At 71.2% G+C, this 15,552-nt stretch carries 17 protein-coding genes; 7 read left to right on the forward strand and 10 right to left on the reverse strand.

Going from position 1 to position 15,552, the window contains the following annotated elements; all coding sequences use genetic code 11:
* Nucleotides 1-4: 4 nt before the first annotated feature.
* Nucleotides 5-1,417, forward strand: a complete 1,413-nt coding sequence (locus tag ACWEGE_RS20680) for a DHA2 family efflux MFS transporter permease subunit (RefSeq protein WP_449662065.1) — start codon at nt 5-7, stop codon at nt 1,415-1,417.
* Between the two features lie 137 nt (nt 1,418-1,554).
* Here the strand turns inward: ACWEGE_RS20680 and ACWEGE_RS20685 are convergent, their stop codons facing one another.
* From ACWEGE_RS20685 to ACWEGE_RS20700, 4 genes are all read right to left on the reverse strand, one after another.
* Nucleotides 1,555-1,998: an SRPBCC family protein gene (locus ACWEGE_RS20685; protein WP_449662066.1), complete on the reverse strand. Its 444-nt coding sequence runs from the start codon at nt 1,996-1,998 to the stop codon at nt 1,555-1,557.
* A gap of 1 nt (nt 1,999) precedes the next feature.
* On the reverse strand, nt 2,000-2,713 hold the full coding sequence (locus ACWEGE_RS20690; RefSeq protein ID WP_449662067.1) for an anti-sigma factor family protein: 714 nt from the start codon (nt 2,711-2,713) through the stop codon (nt 2,000-2,002).
* Complete coding sequence (locus ACWEGE_RS20695; RefSeq protein ID WP_026469270.1) at nt 2,710-3,261, reverse strand: sigma-70 family RNA polymerase sigma factor; 552 nt, start codon at nt 3,259-3,261, stop codon at nt 2,710-2,712. Before ACWEGE_RS20695 ends, ACWEGE_RS20690 begins: the two co-directional genes overlap by 4 nt.
* 146 nt (nt 3,262-3,407) lie before the next feature.
* Complete coding sequence (locus ACWEGE_RS20700; protein WP_449662068.1) at nt 3,408-3,911, reverse strand: hypothetical protein; 504 nt, start codon at nt 3,909-3,911, stop codon at nt 3,408-3,410.
* Between the two features lie 224 nt (nt 3,912-4,135).
* On the opposite strand from ACWEGE_RS20700, the gene ACWEGE_RS20705 reads away from it, so the two are divergent.
* The gene (locus tag ACWEGE_RS20705) at nt 4,136-4,675 is read left to right on the forward strand and encodes a fibronectin type III domain-containing protein (protein ID WP_449662069.1); all 540 of its coding nucleotides are present in this window, start codon (nt 4,136-4,138) and stop codon (nt 4,673-4,675) included.
* A 3-nt stretch (nt 4,676-4,678) separates the two neighbouring features.
* On the opposite strand, the gene uvrA is transcribed toward ACWEGE_RS20705, so the two are convergent.
* Together uvrA and ACWEGE_RS20715 are read right to left on the reverse strand one after the other, a co-directional pair.
* Nucleotides 4,679-7,531, reverse strand: a complete 2,853-nt coding sequence (uvrA, locus tag ACWEGE_RS20710; protein ID WP_449662070.1) for an excinuclease ABC subunit UvrA — start codon at nt 7,529-7,531, stop codon at nt 4,679-4,681.
* Nucleotides 7,532-7,607: 76 nt separating this feature from the next.
* Entirely contained in the window at nt 7,608-8,813 is a 1,206-nt protein-coding gene (locus tag ACWEGE_RS20715; RefSeq protein ID WP_449662071.1) for an acyltransferase family protein, read from the reverse strand.
* 111 nt (nt 8,814-8,924) lie between these two features.
* On the opposite strand from ACWEGE_RS20715, the gene ACWEGE_RS20720 reads away from it, so the two are divergent.
* From ACWEGE_RS20720 to ACWEGE_RS20730, 3 genes are all read left to right on the forward strand, one after another.
* On the forward strand, nt 8,925-9,602 hold the full coding sequence (locus ACWEGE_RS20720) for an MBL fold metallo-hydrolase (RefSeq protein WP_449662072.1): 678 nt from the start codon (nt 8,925-8,927) through the stop codon (nt 9,600-9,602).
* A 62-nt stretch (nt 9,603-9,664) separates the two neighbouring features.
* A complete protein-coding gene (locus ACWEGE_RS20725; protein ID WP_449662073.1) occupies nt 9,665-10,906 on the forward strand; it encodes a hypothetical protein in 1,242 nt (413 codons plus the stop codon).
* 131 nt (nt 10,907-11,037) lie between these two features.
* Nucleotides 11,038-11,523 (forward strand): AMIN-like domain-containing (lipo)protein, encoded by a 486-nt coding sequence (locus ACWEGE_RS20730; protein WP_449662074.1) that lies wholly within the window; start codon nt 11,038-11,040, stop codon nt 11,521-11,523.
* Nucleotides 11,524-11,538: 15 nt separating this feature from the next.
* Here ACWEGE_RS20730 and ACWEGE_RS20735 read toward each other — a convergent pair whose 3' ends face one another.
* From ACWEGE_RS20735 to ACWEGE_RS20750, 4 genes are all read right to left on the reverse strand, one after another.
* Entirely contained in the window at nt 11,539-12,321 is a 783-nt protein-coding gene (locus ACWEGE_RS20735) for a DUF1684 domain-containing protein (RefSeq protein ID WP_449662075.1), read from the reverse strand.
* 80 nt (nt 12,322-12,401) lie between these two features.
* The gene (locus ACWEGE_RS20740) at nt 12,402-13,340 is read right to left on the reverse strand and encodes a hypothetical protein (protein WP_449662076.1); all 939 of its coding nucleotides are present in this window, start codon (nt 13,338-13,340) and stop codon (nt 12,402-12,404) included.
* Between the two features lie 229 nt (nt 13,341-13,569).
* Nucleotides 13,570-13,737, reverse strand: a complete 168-nt coding sequence (locus ACWEGE_RS20745) for a hypothetical protein (RefSeq protein WP_449662077.1) — start codon at nt 13,735-13,737, stop codon at nt 13,570-13,572.
* 110 nt (nt 13,738-13,847) lie between these two features.
* A complete protein-coding gene (locus ACWEGE_RS20750; RefSeq protein WP_449662078.1) occupies nt 13,848-14,552 on the reverse strand; it encodes a Crp/Fnr family transcriptional regulator in 705 nt (234 codons plus the stop codon).
* Between the two features lie 74 nt (nt 14,553-14,626).
* Here ACWEGE_RS20750 and rnhA point away from each other — a divergent pair, with 74 nt between their 5' ends.
* Both rnhA and ACWEGE_RS20760 read left to right on the forward strand, forming a co-directional pair.
* Complete coding sequence (rnhA, locus tag ACWEGE_RS20755) at nt 14,627-15,088, forward strand: ribonuclease HI (RefSeq protein WP_310976647.1); 462 nt, start codon at nt 14,627-14,629, stop codon at nt 15,086-15,088.
* A 60-nt stretch (nt 15,089-15,148) separates the two neighbouring features.
* The gene (locus ACWEGE_RS20760) at nt 15,149-15,529 is read left to right on the forward strand and encodes a YchJ family protein (RefSeq protein ID WP_449662079.1); all 381 of its coding nucleotides are present in this window, start codon (nt 15,149-15,151) and stop codon (nt 15,527-15,529) included.
* Nucleotides 15,530-15,552: the final 23 nt, after the last annotated feature.

A 15,552-nucleotide genomic window follows, 5' to 3' on the forward strand; every position in this document is an offset into this window, starting at 1 on the left:
TGTCATGGCCGAGAACCACCCCACCCGCTCCCGCGGCCTTGCGTTGGCGGTGCTCTGCGCCGCCTCGCTGATGGTCGTGCTCGACAGCAGCATCGTCGCGGTGGCGCTGCCCGCGATCCAGGCCGACCTCGGCTTCACGCCCGCCGGGCTCTCCTGGGTCTTCACCGCCTACCTGGTCGCCTTCGGCGGCCTGCTCCTGCTCTCCGGACGGCTCGGCGACCTGCTCGGCCGCCGCCGCGTCTTCCTCGGCGGGCTGAGCCTGTTCACGCTCGCTTCGCTGGTCGCCGGGCTGGCCGCGGACGCGGGTGTCCTGGTCGTGGCGCGGTTCGCGCAGGGTGTCGGCGGCGCGCTGGCGTCGGCCGTGGTGCTCGGGATGATCGTCACGATGTACCCCGAGCCCCGGGCCCGGGCGAAGGCGATCGGCGTCTACAGCTTCACGCAGGCGGCGGGCGCGTCGATCGGGCTCATCGCCGGTGGCGCGCTGACGCAGGCGCTGAGCTGGCACTGGACGTTCTACGTCAACCTGCCGATCGGCGTGGCCGCGCTGGTGCTGGCCGTCCGGGTGGTCGCGCCGGACCGCGGGACCGGCCTGCGAGCGGGCCTGGACGTGCTCGGCGCGGTCCTGGTGACCGCCGCGGTGATGCTCGGCGTGTACGGCATTTCGGCGTCGTCCTGGGGCGCGGTGTCCGCAGCCGTCGCGCTGCTCGCGACGTTCGCGGTGCGGCAGGCGAAGGCGCGGACGCCGTTGCTGCCGCTGCGGCTGTTCCGGATCCGCGCGGTGGCCGGCGCGAACGTGGTGATGGTGCTGATGGTGGCCGGGATGCTCGGCTTCCAGTTCGTGACGGCGTTGTACCTGCAGCAGGTGCTGGGCTTGGACGCGCTGGGGACCGGTGTCGCGTTCCTGCCGGTGCCGCTGGTGATCGCGGTGGCGTCGCTCGGCTTCGCCGACAAGCTCACGGCCCGGTTCGGGCCGCGCGCGGTGCTGCTCGCCGGGCTCGGCCTGGTGATCGTGGGGCTGCTGCTGCTCACCCGGGTGTCGGGCTCGTACTTCGCGGACGTCCTGCCGCCGCTGCTGCTGATGGGCCTCGGCGCCGGCGCGGCCATCCCGGCGCTGATGGGCCTGGCGATGGCGGACGTCCCGGCGTCGGACGCGGGCGTGGCCTCGGGGCTGATCAACACGACCCAGCAGGTCGGGGCGGCGATCGGCACGGCGGTGCTGGCCGCGGTGGCCGCCTCCCGCACGGAGAGCCTGGCCGGGTTGGACCACCGCGAAGCCCTGGCGGCCGGATACCGGCTGGCCTACGGGGTGAGCGCGGGCTTCCTGATCGCGGCGGTCGCCCTGGGCGGGCTGGTGCTGGCCCGCCGGACCCGGCGAGCCGCGGTGGCTCCGGAGCTCTGCGTCGCCGGCCAAGCCTGACCCGGCCCGTAACTCGCGTGAACAGAGCCGGAACTCGCGTGATCGGAGCCGGAACTCGCGTGATCGGAGCCGGAACTCGCGAGTTCCGGCTCCCATCACGCCGGTCTCGGCCCCCATCACGTGAGTTACGGACTCGGTCAGGCGAGGTAGGCGGAAAGCCCACGGTGGCCCCGCCGCATCATCAGCGCGTGGTTCGCGCGGAAGAGCGGCCGGGCCACCGTGTCGAAGCGCCGCAGCAACTCCTTACGGGCCTGGACGTCCTGGGTGATCTCCAGCAGCGTGCCCGCGCCCGCCGCGCGGACCGCTCCCGCCAGGGTCCCGTCGAGGTCGCCACTGAGCCTGACCCGCATCAGGCCCGTGCGCTCGTCCTGGTGGTCCCGGTGCATCCGGACGACGATCCGGAACGGCAGCCGGGACCGGCAAACCAGCTCGGCGGTGTCGTCGTCCACGCGGCGCACCGCGCGGACGTCCGACCACCACCGCGGGTAGCCGGCGAGGTCGGTGACCACGTCGAACACCCGCCCGGGCGCCGTCCGGGGCAGCAGCCACGTGCTGCGGAACCGGTACTGCGCGCCCGTCACGTCACACCTGGGCCGAGACCAGCTTCCGGCCGTCCACCGTGACGATGTCGACCGACTTCACGTCGTCCGGGGCGACCAGCGCCGACCCGTCGAGCGAGAAGCCCTGGCTCTCCCACTTCTCGGACACCTGCCAACTGCCCGCCGTCACCGCCTGGCCGTTCTTGGTCGTGACCTGCAGCAGGCACTTCTCGCCCGCGTGCACGCCCTTCACGGCCACGTTCACGCGGACCCAGCCCTGGAACGGGCTGACCGACGCGGCCAGCTGCACCCCGGTCGTGGGGTCCCGGCCTTCGACGTTCTTCGTGCCGGGGACCTCCGTCGGCGGCACGGGCAGCGCGACGTCGGGACCGGTCGAGCCGGTCTGCCGTCCCACCAGGATCCCGCCACCGAGGGCGGCCACCACCAGCACCGCCGCCGCGACCAGGGCGAGGCCCCGGCGGGACGAGCGGGGCGGGGCCACGCGCTCTTCCTCGTCGCGCACCCGGCGCAGGGTCTTCTGCAGCAGCAGGTCCCCGCCCTCGGGCGGCCCTTCGAGGAACGCCTCGGGCGGCACCTCGTCGAGCGAGTCGCGCAGGGCCACGAGCTCGTTCAGGTCGAACCGGCACTGCGCGCAGGTCTGCAGGTGCCGCCGCTCGAAGTCGGCTGCTTCGTTGGGATCGAGCGCGCCGAGGGCGTACGCGCCGAGCTGCGTGTGACTCTCGTCCACCGAGTTCATCGCGCCACCTCCGTTCCGCTCGAAATCATCGCTGCTCTGAGTGCTCTTAGTGCGTAGTACGACCTTGATTTCACGGTACCCGGTGCGACGCCCAGTGTTCTCGCCGCTTCGGCCACCGTCCGTCCCCGGTAGTAGATCTCCACCAGGACCTCTCGATGCTCGTTGGACAGCCCGTCCATCGCCCCGAGCACGGTCATCGAGTCGACCACGCCCTGGGCGTGATCGCGCTCGACGGCCGGGGTCGGCACGCCTTCGGCCGGTTCGGCCACCTCTTGTGGCCGGGCCGCCCGGGCCCGTGCCCGGTCGGTGACCAGGTTGCGCGCGACGGTCAGCAACCAGCCGCGCACCGAGCCTTTCCCGTCGTTCTGCAAGTCGTCCGCGTGTTTCCACGCACGGACGAGCGTCTCCTGGACCACGTCCTCGGCTGCCGCTCTGTCCCCGGTCAGCCTCGTCGCGTAGGCCAGCAGGCTTCGCCCGTGTTCGGCGTACAGCTGCCGAATCAGGTCTTCGCCTTTGGCCTTCTTAGGCCGCCTGCCTCCTATGGCCACCCTCGTCCTCCCGACGGTGTTCTGAGTCGGCGAGGACAGTACTGCAACCCTCAGCTCCACCGGCGGTGCGTGCGCCGAGCGCAGCGCGACCATGGTGTTCATCGGCTGCCCGTCCTTCCTCGTTCTGCCCGGAAACCCGTCGTCCGTCAGGACCCTGCCCCGCCGGCCTTGCCGCCCGCGGTGATCTTGCTGCCGTCCGGGGCGATGGCGAACCACGTGCCGTTGGCGCCCTGGCCGTTCATGTCGCCCGCCGCCTTGTCGCCCGCGAACTCGTACAGCGGCCAGCCGTTGAGCGTGATCTGCTTGCTGCCGTCCTTGCGGGTCGCGGTGCCCACCTGGGTGTCCTGGATGCCCTTGAGCATCGGCGTTGCCACCCCGGCCAGCATCGGCAGCCAGGACTTCGTGCAGTCGCCTTCGCAGTTCGACGTCGGCGGCTGGGACAGGTCCTTGTCGAAGCGGTAGAGCGTCTTGCCGTCGGCGTCGGTGACCACCGCGCCGACGCCGTTGACCATGCCGACCTGGAGCATCTTGTGCCCCGGCTCACCGTGGGCCGGCCCTTGGGCGCCGCTGGCCATGTCACCACAGGCGGACAACGAGGCGGCGGCGAACAGCGCCGCCGCAGCGGCGACCACTGGCCGGATACGGTTCATGACGTTCTCTCCTCGGTGAGGGCGGCTCCGCCGTCCGGCGGACCTCGTTACCCAGGACACGGCGGCAGGCGCGAAACGGTTCAGCCGGGTTTTCGGGCCGTTCGGTGCCGGTTCGCCGCCGGATTGGTGTGTCCCGGTGATCGGCACGATCTTGTCGCCGTGCGGGCGGGTTCCTAAGCTGATCACGTCCGCACCGCCGCCCCCGCTCGTGCCGGGAGGCCGTCGTGCCCGTCAAACACCTCGCCGTGGTGGCCCTGGTGGCCACGGGCTGTTCCGCGGCTCCCCCGCCGGCCTTCACGGCCTCGCTGACGTCGCCAACGGACGTGGTGCTGACGTGGCCGGACGACGACGCCGGGCACCGCGTCGAATACGCGAACGACCCGGCCGGGCCGTGGACGACGCTGCGCTTCCTCGCCCCGCACGTGACGAGCTACCACCACCCGGACCTGATCCCGGAGACGCAGTTCCACTACCGGCTGCAGCCGTTCACCGGCCCGGTCTCGACGGACCTGCACACGGCGACCGCGGCCGGCACGGTGACGTTCACCTGGACCGACCGCACGCCGGACGAGGACGGCTTCCTGCTGGAGATGCGGCGGCCGGGCGCGCCGGACTTCGACCCGGTCGAGGTCACCGATCCCGGCGTGACGACGTGCGCGCTGTCGCTGCTCCCCGGCGAGGAGGGGTCGGCCTACCGGCTCCGGGCGCTGCACTACGGCCCGCTCTCCCCCGTGGTCCACCAGACCACGGGGAAGGAGCGGTAGCCGCTAGAGGACCGTCTTCAGGAACTGGCCGGTGTAGCTCTCCTCGACGTCGGCCACGTACTCGGGGGTGCCCTCGGCGACCACCGTGCCACCACCCGAGCCGCCCTCGGGGCCCATGTCGATGATCCAGTCGGAGGTCTTGATCACGTCGAGGTTGTGCTCGATCACGATCACCGAGTTGCCCTTGTCGACCAGGCCGTTGATCACGCCGATCAGCTTGTTGATGTCCTCGAAGTGCAGACCCGTCGTCGGCTCGTCGAGGATGTACACCGTCTTGCCGGTCGAGCGCTTCTGCAGCTCGCTGGCCAGCTTGACGCGCTGCGCCTCACCGCCGGACAGCGTCGGCGCCGGCTGGCCGAGCCGGACGTAGCCGAGGCCGACGTCCACCAGCGTCTGCAGGTGGCGGTGGATGGCCTTGATCGGCTCGAAGAACTCCGCGGCCTCCTCGATGGGCATGTCGAGCACGTCCGAGACCGTCTTGCCCTTATAGTGCACCTCCAGGGTCTCCCGGTTGTACCGGGCGCCCTTGCAGACCTCGCACGGGACGTAGACGTCCGGCAGGAAGTTCATCTCGATCTTGATCGTGCCGTCGCCCGCGCACGCCTCGCAGCGGCCGCCCTTGACGTTGAACGAGAACCGGCCCTGCTGGTAGCCGCGGACCTTCGCCTCGGTGGTCGCCGCGAACAGCTTGCGGACGTGGTCCCAGACACCCGTGTAGGTGGCCGGGTTGGACCGCGGGGTCCGCCCGATCGGCGACTGGTCGACCCGCACCAGCTTGTCGACGTTGTTCAGGCCGTTCACCCGGGTGTGGCGGCCCGGCACCTGGCGGGCGCCGTTGAGCTTGTTCGCCAGCACGGTCGCAAGGATGTCGTTGACCAGCGTCGACTTGCCCGAGCCCGAGACGCCGGTGACCGAGACCAGGCAGCCGAGCGGGAACGAGACGTCCAGCCCGCGCAGGTTGTGCTCCCGCGCGCCGACGACGGTCAGCTGCCGCTTCTTGTCGACCGGCCGCCGGATGGCAGGCACCTCGATCTTGCGGCGGCCGGACAGGTACTGCCCGGTCAGCGACTCCTTGCTCTTGAGCAGCTTCTTGTACGGTCCACTGTGGACGATGTGGCCGCCGTGCTCCCCCGCGCCCGGGCCGATGTCGACCACCCAGTCGCTGGAGCGGATGGTGTCCTCGTCGTGCTCGACGACGATCAGCGTGTTGCCGAGGTTCCGCAGCCGGGTGAGCGTCTCGATCAGCCGGTGGTTGTCGCGCTGGTGCAGGCCGATCGACGGCTCGTCCAGCACGTACAGCACGCCGACCAGGCCCGAGCCGATCTGCGTCGCGAGCCGGATGCGCTGCGCTTCACCACCCGAAAGAGTGGCGGACGCGCGGTCGAGCGACAGGTACGTCAGGCCGACGTCCAGCAGGAAGCGCAGGCGGGCCTGGATCTCCTTGAGCACCGCGCCGGCGATCATCGCCTCGCGCTGCCCCAGCTCCAGCTCGTCGAGGAACTGCGACGCCTCCGCGATGGACAGCGCGCAGACCTCGGCGATCGACATGTCGCCGCGGGTCTTGTGCGCCAGCGTCACCGCGAGGATCTCCGGCTTGAGCCGGGTGCCCTGGCAGGCGGGGCACGGCACCTCGCGCATGTAGCCCTCGTACCGCTCGCGCATGTACTCGGACTCGGTCTGCTCCTGGCGCCGCTCGAGGAACGGGATGACGCCCTCGAAGTTCGCGTAGTACGAGCGCTGGCGGCCGTAGCGGTTCTTGTAGCGGACGTGGACCTGCTCGTCGACGCCGTGCAGCACCGCCTTCTGGGCGCGCGCCGGCAGCCGCCGCCACGGCGTGTCCATGCGGAAGCCGATGGTCTCCGAGAGCGACTCGAGCAGCCGGACGAAGTAGTCCGCGCTCTGCCCGCCCGACCACGGCGCGATGGCGCCCTCGGCCAGCGACAGCTCGTCGTCCGGGACCACCAGCTCCGGGTCGACCTCCTTGCGGATGCCGATGCCGGTGCACTCGGGGCAGGCGCCGTAGGGCGAGTTGAAGGAGAACGAGCGGGGCTCGAGGTCCTCGATGGCCAGGGGGTGGCCGTTCGGGCAGGCCAGGTTCTCGGAGAAGCCGCGGATCCGGTGCGGGTCGTTGTCCGGCAGGTCGACGAACTCGAGCTCGATCAGCCCGTCGGCCAGCCGCAGCGCCGTCTCGACCGAGTCGGTGAGCCGCTGCCGCGAGGCCGCCTTCACCGTCAGGCGGTCGATGACCACGCCGATCTGGTGCTTCTCCTGCTTCTTCAGCTTCGGCGGGTCGGTGAGGGCGTGGACCGTGCCGTCGACGACCACGCGCGCGTAGCCCTGCTGCTGCAGGTTCTCGAACAGGTCGACGTACTCGCCCTTGCGGCCGCGGACCACCGGGGCGAGCACCTGGAACCGGGTGCCCTCCTCCATGGCGAGCACCTGGTCGACGATCTGCTGCGGGGTCTGCTTGCTGATCGGCTCGCCGCACGTGGGGCAGTGCGCCTTGCCGGCGCGGGCGTAGAGCAGGCGCAGGTAGTCGTAGACCTCGGTGATCGTGCCCACGGTGGAGCGCGGGTTGCGCGAGGTGGACTTCTGGTCGATCGACACCGCGGGCGAAAGGCCCTCGATGAAGTCGACGTCCGGCTTGTCCATCTGCCCGAGGAACTGCCGGGCGTACGCCGAGAGCGACTCGACGTAGCGGCGCTGCCCTTCGGCGAAGATGGTGTCGAAGGCGAGGCTCGACTTCCCGGACCCGGACAGGCCGGTGAACACGATCAGGCTGTCGCGGGGCAGGTCGAGATCCACGCCGCGGAGGTTGTGTTCGCGGGCGCCGCGAACAACGAGGCGATCAGCCACGCCAGGGTCCTCTCAATGTCTTCTTCAGTGCGGTCGCCGACCCGGTTTCAGGGTGCACGGGTGGCCTCGATCCATGCTACGAGCCACCACCGACAAAAACGGGTTCCGCGTCCTTGACCTGCGGTTCTTCGGGCTTTCGACGTCTGGTGAGCCACCGGTGGGCCGGGCGTTCGACCCCCGCGGTGACCGCCCAGCCGGCCAGCACGGCGGCGCCGACGACGACGGGAAGCCGCAGCCAGCCGGGGAGGCCCAGGTCGAGCAGAGCGCGGGCCAGGACATAGCCCAGTTCCTGGTGCACCAGGTAAAGACCATACGAGATGCCCGCGAGCCAGGTGACGGCCGGGGCGATCCGCGCCAGCCCGGGGAACCGCCAGTCCGGGCCGCGGGCGGCCAGGCAGACCAGGAGCAGGAGCAGGGCGAACCCGATCGTGGACGGCCAGCGCTGCGCGTCCTGCGGCAGGGCGACGTGGAACGGGAACACCTGCAGGTCCTGCGCCGTGACGGCGGCCACCACGAAGAGCGCGATGTGCCAGGTCTTCAGCCGCCGCTGCGCCCACAGCCAGATCGCGACGCCGATGGCGAAGACGTGCAGCCGGTGCAGGCCCAGGCCGTAGTAGAAGGTCTCGACAACCGGGCTCGCCGTGCCCGGCGGGAAGACGAGGAAGCGCAGCGCGAGCGGGACCAGGATCAGCGCCCACAGCAGGGCGACGGTCAGCCGGTGGGTGCGCCACGACCGCGGCCACAGCAGGGCGGCGCCGGTGAAGGCGAGCAGCTGCACCGGCAGCGTCCAGTAGGAGCCGTCCAGGTAGTAGAACGTCTCCGACCGGATGCCCCACTCCTGCACCATGCCGAGGTTGGCGATCAGGTCCAGCCAGGTCGGGATGTACCACGGCGACGGGTCCGTCGGCGGCCCCTGCGGCACGCCGAAGAGGAACCCGGTGACGCCGGGCGGGTACGGCAGGCCGCTGAAGGAGATGGCGGCCCAGCGCGTCACGACGTACGTCAGCAGGACGGCGACCAGGTACGCCGGCACGAGCCGCGCGACGCGGTTCCACAGCCACCGGCGCGGATTGCCCTTCCGGAGGCTGGCACAAACGAAGAAGGCGGAGATCACCAGCAGGATCGCGGCGCCGAACTGCGCTGTCACCCGCACGGGGTACCCCGTGAGTTCCGGGTGCAGCAGCGCGCCCTGGTGGGTGACGTGCCCGAGGACGACGGCGAGGACGGCGACGACCCGGAGGAGGTCCCAGCTGATCCGGCGCGGCGTCGGGGAGGTGGGCACGGGCGTCCTGAGGTCGGGGCTGGCGGGGTTCGCGCCCGAGCCTACGTGGCGGCCCGGCCGCCCGCCTGTGCGGGTGGAACCGCTTGGAGCGAAACGACTACCGTGTGCACGGTGAACATCGTGGACACCTACACCGGGCACGTCGACCCGGGCGGCGACGCCACCCGCCGCACCCTGGACGCGCTCACCATCACCAAGCTGTCCGTCGGCCCGATGGACAACAACGCGTACCTGCTGGTGTGCCGGTCGTCGAACGAGGCGCTGCTGATCGACGCGGCCAGTGACCCGGACCGCATTTCCGACCTGATCGGCCACGGCCCGGACCGGCCTTCTTTGAAGACGGTGGTGACGACCCACCAGCACCAGGACCACTGGCAGGCACTGGGCGCGGTGGCGGGAGCGAACGGCGCGAACACGGCGGCGCACCCGCTGGACGCTTCGCCGCTGCCGGTGCCGCCGGACTTCCTGGTCGAGCACGGGGACACGCTGAAGGTGGGCGAGGTCACGTTGTCGGTGATCCACCTGCGCGGGCACACGCCGGGGTCGATCGCGCTGCTGTACCGGGATCCGGCCGGGCACCCGCACCTGTTCACCGGGGACTCGCTGTTCCCGGGCGGGGTGGGGAAGACGTCGTCGCCGGAGAACTTCACGTCGTTGCTGGACGACGTGGAGACGCGGATCTTCGGGGAGCTGCCGGACGAGACGTGGTTCTACCCGGGGCACGGGGACGATTCGACGCTCGGTGCGGAGCGTCCGAAGCTGACGGAGTGGCGCGAGCGCGGCTGGTGAGCTCGGGTGGGCTGCCCACCAGGTGCAGCCCACCCGAGGGAAACTTCGTCAAGGGGGCGGGCTTGGATTTCCGGCAGGCGATGGTGGACTTCGGCACCGAAGTACACCTGGACGGGCAGAGCGACGATGCCCTGGTGAGACGCATCCGGAAGCAGAAGGGCTTCCGTGCGCCGCGCAAGAGCCTGTCCTCCGTGCCCGATCTCGCAACTGGTGTTCGCCTGCGCCCGATCGAAGCGCTCCACCAGCTTTCCTTCGTGACACGACCGCGGTACCAAGATGATCTGCTCGACGCGTACCTGTACTGGGGACTACTGCGCTACCTGGGCTTCTTCGCTCTTGATCACTCGGTGCCCCACATGCCCCGGCTCGGCTTGAGCGAGGCAGGCCGCCGAGTCACGGGGAACCTGCGCCGGGTCGCCTCCGAGGAAATGGGGATCGCCTTCGGGGTTGCCTTGGCCTGCCGTTGGTTCGGGCAGACCGGCGCCGGCGCCCCGCCCGTCGCGGTCGACGTCGATGTCGCACTCGATGACGGCCGCGTCTTCGGCGCGAGCGCACCGGTGCGGCGCGTGGCCAGCCGACGTCCCGACTACGTCCTCCTCGCTCCCGCCCCCGGCTCGCGCAACAGATATCGGTTCCGGGTCCTTGAGTGCAAAGGCACGAAGACCCCCGGCTACGCCGAGCCCCAGCTGGCCGGCGCGGTGGCGCAACTCGACGGTGTGGCGGTCGGCAAATGGGTCCCACACGGCCTGGCGACTTCGGTGATCACTTCCGAGACCGAAACCTGCTATCGCGCCGTGGGCACCGTCGACGACACGGAACCGTCCTACGAGGTCACCCCGGAGATGATCGAGCGAGCCCGCGACTTCCGGTTCGAGGCCGAGCGGCCCGAGGTACTGGGAGCCGAGATCGCCGGCGCGACGGTGCGGGCGTCCTGGGCGATGCTCGCCGATTTCGGCGGCAACCTCGACGCACTCCGGATTTGGGCGCCCGAAGCGATGCTCGGCCGGACGAACCGTCGCCGACGGGTGCGCACGACCTTCGATACCCCGCTCGGCAGGGCAAACGGCACGAGCACCACCTTCGAATTCGACCGTGAGCGGCTCACCGTCAGGTACGGCGTCGACGCACTGGTCGATGACCGGCTCGGCGAACGATCCGCCGCGGGGGTCACAGAAGCGCAGCAGGCGTTCGCCGGCCGCCTCGAGGAGTCCGAAGCCCAGGTCGCGGTGCCCGAACCACCGACGGTCTACTCCGCGACGGCAGACGGCTCGATCTTTTCGTTGACCCTCGATCGGCGCCGCTGACACGTTCGGAGCAGCCGCATAACGCTTGAAGCGTCAAAACCCGCCCCAGGGCAACTCACCGGACGAACCGGGCGTCACCAGCAAACCCAGCGCTGGGACTTCCATCGGTTCATTCCGCCAGGAGGTCCACCATGTCCAAAATCCTCAGACGTGCGCTCGCCGCCGTCGTGCTGCTGCTCGCCGGGACGCTCGCCGCCGCGGGGCCGGCTCAGGCCGAGCCCGCCACGCCCGCCCTGGTCGACATCCGGACCGGGCTCAACGCCGGGTTCGACCGGATCGTGCTCGACCTTTCGGCCGGGCCCGTGCCCACCCTGGTCAACTACCAGCTCGTCGACGAGCTCACCGCCGACCCGACCGGGGACATCGTGTGGCTCACCGGCGAGTACTTCATCAACGTTTCCGCCTTCCCGCTCGTCGCGCACGACGCGAACGGGAACCCCACCTACACCGGGCCGTCGAAGTTCCGGACCCGGAACCTCGCCAACGTCATGGCCATCGCCCTCACCGGTGACTTCGAGGCGCAGACCTCGATCGGGATCGGGGTGCGGTCGCGGACCGCGGTGAAGGTCTTCACCCTCACCGGGCCCAACCGCGTCGTCATCGACGTCGCCCACTGAACCGCAGGCGGGGAGTCACCCGCGCTCGTACGGGATCTTCTCCCCCGCCTCGACGGCGAACGGCAGGTGGTTGCCCGCCGGCGGCAGCGGGCAGGTCGCGAAGTCCGTGAACGCGCACGGCAGGTTCACCGCGCGGTTGAAGTCCAGCGTCACCGAGCCGTCCGCGCCGGGCGCGCCGACCGGCAGCGACCGGTTGGCCGCGTACGTCGTCACGCCGCTCGTCCCGTCGGTGAAGAGGATGCTGAAGCCACCGTCCTTGCCGTTGAACGCGGTCAGCGTGTGCTCGGCGCCATCGTGGGAGAAGCGGACCACGCCGGGCGCCGTGTAGACGTGGCTCAGGCCTTCCACGACCGCGCCGACCGTCGTGGGCCGCGGCGAGTCGAACGGCTCGAACCGGCCGGACAGCACCCAGGACGGCGACGGCTCGTACGCCGGGACACCGCGGAACTCGCGCAGCACCTCGGCCTTGGGGTCGTGGACGCGGATCAGGTACCCGGACCGGCGGGCGACCTCGATCTCGACGTCACCGGCCAGCACCCGGGTGCCCGCGCCGCTGTTCACCAGCTCGAACCGCCGGACGCCGGTGAGCGGTTCCCCTTCGTGGGCCAGCGAGGCACCGGCCGGGTCGACGTACGCCGCGTCGGCGTCCTGCCACCAGCGCCCCGGGATGCCGGGGTACTCGCGCGGGGTGCCGGTCAGCCAGTCCAGCGAAACCAGCGCCAGCCAGCCGTGCGGCTCGGCCAGGTCGGTCTCGCGCCGGGCCTTCCAGTCCTGCCAGTCCTGGGTGAACGTGCTCATCGCGGGCCCCTTTTCCGTCGGCTACGACCATGCCAACCCGGTGCTCGCGCCGCTATTCCGCGTCCCAGTATCCGGACGTCTCAGCCTTCCCGCGGCTCGAACGACCACTGCAGCCCGTAGCTGAGGCCCTGGTGCAGGTCGTGGAACTCGAGGCCGACCTCGCCGACCCGGTTGACGGTCAGCGCGTCGCCCGAATCGACGCCGTCGTCGACCACCCGGCCCGGTACGCCGTTGAGCCGCCACACCCGCGACGGCGGTGCGGCGCGGTCGAACCGGACCCGCACGCAGAACTCCTCGCAGCGGCGCAGCGGCGTCATGACGTAGTACGGCCGCAGTTCCGTGCGCCTCGGCGTGAAGCGGATGCCGTAGTCGTGGCGCTGGCCGAGCCGCAGCGGGTTCGGCAGCCGCATGACGAACTGCGCGTGGCTCGCCGACACCTGGCGCGCTTCGACGATTTCACCGCCGAACAACGCGTCCGCGGTGATGTCGGGCACCGGGTCGCTGCCCGGTTCGGCCGGCACGCTGAACGGCAGGACCAGCTCGTCGAGCTCGTCGACCTCGGCGACGATCCGGCGCTCCTCGTGCAGTTCCGGCGGGACGCGGTCGAGCCGGAGCATCGCCTTCATCGACTCGACGTACCAGCCGGCCAGCGGGTGCAGGTCGCCGCGGGGTGCGGGCGCGCCGAGCTGCTCGTCGAGCCGGCGGAACGCCAGGTCGATCCGGCGGCGGGCGGTGCGCGGGTCGCGGTCGAGGACGCTGGCCAGCCACGAGATCCGCCGGTCGAGGAACTCCCCGGCGGCCTCTTCGTGCAGGCCCAGCGCCGCGAGCGCGGCGAGCTTGAGGTCCGGCGGCAGCCGCCCGCACAGTTCGGTGAGCCGCAGCACGAGCTTCTGGCGCGCGGCGGCGGGCTGGTCGGTTTCGGTGATCGCGCACGCCGCCCGCAGGCAGGGGCCGATCCGCTGGTGCAGATCCGCGGCGTCGAGGCCGCGGCCGCGGCGCAGTTCGTTCAGCTCGCGCACGAACGGGGAGGCGTGCTCGTCCGTCGTCCCACCCCCTCGTCCCCGCGCGGCAGTTTTTCCCACGTTACCAGTTCCCGTTCTCCGAAAGCAGGACAAATCACGGACGCCGGCATTCGGCAATACCCGGCCGGCCGACCCCCCACGAGCCGGCCGGCCGGGTCGCACCGCGGGTCAGTTCACCCCGAAGATCAGGGCCCAGATCGAGTGGCTCTCCATCAGACACACCTCCTCATCGCTGTACCCAGGCCGAGGCGGAAAGCGGCGCGGAGCCGTGCAACGCCGGAGCTGCCGGTTCCGCCGCACTTCCGGCGGCCACCGCAAAACCCGCGACGGCGCCGACCAGGAACGCGGCGAAGACCGATTTCACCAGGGTCAGAATCTTGCAGTAGACGTTCACGGCACGGGCTCCCCGACCTCGCTCGAAATGAAATCCGGCCGGTGGCATCGCATTCTTTTCCGGCCGGATTCCAGGATCACCGGGCGGCGGCGTCCGTCAGAGGCCTGCTGTCACGCGTCTTGTGTGCCATTTGGCTCAGAGTGGGCGAAGGCGCGCAGGACGCGCAGCTCGCGGATGAGGAAGCGGCGACGGCCGGTCTCGACGATCCCGCGCTCCCGCAGCACGCGCAGTGCCCGTGCGACGGTACGCCGGGCCGCGCCGATCTGCGTGGCGATGTCCTCCTGCGAGAGCGCGTCGACGACGACCCCCTCCGGCACGGTCCGGCCGCGCTCCTCGGCCAGCCGGACCAGTACCGCCGCGACCCGGCGGCTGACGTCGAATCCGGCCGCGTCGAGCCGCGCGGACTCGGCGTTGCGGAGCCGGGCCGCGACCGTCTTGATCGTCGCGACGGCGATCGCGGGCCGGGCGTGCAGGACCTCGACGAACTGCGCGCCGGTCAGCTGGAAGGCCGTGCACGGCTCGATCGCGCGCACCGACGCCGACCGCGGCCGCCCGGTGACCGCGGCGAGGTCGCCCAGCACCTCGCCCGGGCCGCGCAGGCCGAAGAGCAGCTCCCGGCCGTCCTCGACGATCGCGGAGACGCGCACCCAGCCGGAGACCAGCACGTGCACGTGGTCGGACGGGTCGCCCTCCATCAGCACGTAGGCGTTCGCGCGGAACCGGCGGCGGGTGCCGCGAGCCAGCAGGTACTCGCGGTCCGCGTCGGCGAGGTACGCCAAGAGCGCCCCGTCCGCATTGTCGTCGTGCCCGCCCATGGCTCCCCTCCGGAGGTTCACCGTAACCCGGCGTGGCAGCGTTCGGCGAGGGGCACGACCGGTAGGGTCGCCGCGTGGACGTGGAGATCTACACCGACGGCGCGTGCAGCGGGAACCCCGGACCGGGCGGCTGGGGCGCGGTGCTGCGCTACGGCAGGCACGAGCGCGAGCTGTACGGCGGCGAAGCCACGCCGACGACGAACAACCGCATGGAGCTGACGGCGCCGATCCGCGCGCTGGAGAGCCTGACCCGGCCGTCGCAGGTGCGGGTGTACACGGACAGCACGTACGTGCGCAACGGCATCACGCAGTGGCTGCCCCGCTGGAAGAGCAACGGCTGGCAGACGGCGGCGCGCGCACCGGTGAAGAACGCGGACCTCTGGCAGCGCCTCGACGCGGCGATCGGCGGCCACACGGTCGAGTGGCTGTGGGTGAAGGGGCACGCGGGCCACCCGGAGAACGAGCGAGCCGACCGGCTCGCGGTGCGGGGTGCGCAGGAGGCCCGGGAGAGCGGGAAACCGGTCAACGCCGGTTAGTCCGGTGTGGACGGTCGCCCGGCCTCCCGCGGACCGGGCCCGGCCTGGCAGAATTCCCCGGTGCCTCCCGCCTCGTGCCCGTGTGGCCTCGCCGAGTCCTACGCCGCCTGTTGCGGGCGGTTCCACGACGGCGGGCTCACCGCCCCCACCGCCGAGCTGCTGATGCGGTCGCGGTTCAGCGCCTTCGCCGTCGGCGACACCGGTTACCTGCTGCGCACCTGGCACCCGGACACCCGCCCGCGGCAGCTCCGGCTCGACCCCGGCCAGGAGTGGACGCGGCTGGAGATCCTCGGCCGCACCGGCGGCGGCCTGCTGCACCGGGAAGGCACCGTCGAGTTCCGGGCGCACTACCGCCACCGTGGCCGGGACGGCTTCCTCGAAGAGAACAGCCGCTTCCGGCGTGAGGACGGCCACTGGGTCTATCTCGACGCCGAGGCCTGAACCCGCCCGCTTCGTGCTAAACA

It is taken from the genome of Amycolatopsis sp. NPDC004747, assembly GCF_053601335.1.

What these genes read in the sequence shown, in the direction of transcription:
- ACWEGE_RS20700 (WP_449662068.1), bottom strand. Translation starts at nt 3,911, where the DNA reads ATGAACCGTATCCGGCCAGTGGTCGCCGCTGCGGCGGCGCTGTTCGCC.
- ACWEGE_RS20680 (WP_449662065.1), top strand. Translation starts at nt 5, where the DNA reads ATGGCCGAGAACCACCCCACCCGCTCCCGCGGCCTTGCGTTGGCGGTG.
- ACWEGE_RS20735 (WP_449662075.1), bottom strand. Translation starts at nt 12,321, where the DNA reads ATGAGCACGTTCACCCAGGACTGGCAGGACTGGAAGGCCCGGCGCGAG.
- ACWEGE_RS20750 (WP_449662078.1), bottom strand. Translation starts at nt 14,552, where the DNA reads ATGGGCGGGCACGACGACAATGCGGACGGGGCGCTCTTGGCGTACCTC.
- ACWEGE_RS20730 (WP_449662074.1), top strand. Translation starts at nt 11,038, where the DNA reads ATGTCCAAAATCCTCAGACGTGCGCTCGCCGCCGTCGTGCTGCTGCTC.
- ACWEGE_RS20690 (WP_449662067.1), bottom strand. Translation starts at nt 2,713, where the DNA reads ATGAACTCGGTGGACGAGAGTCACACGCAGCTCGGCGCGTACGCCCTC.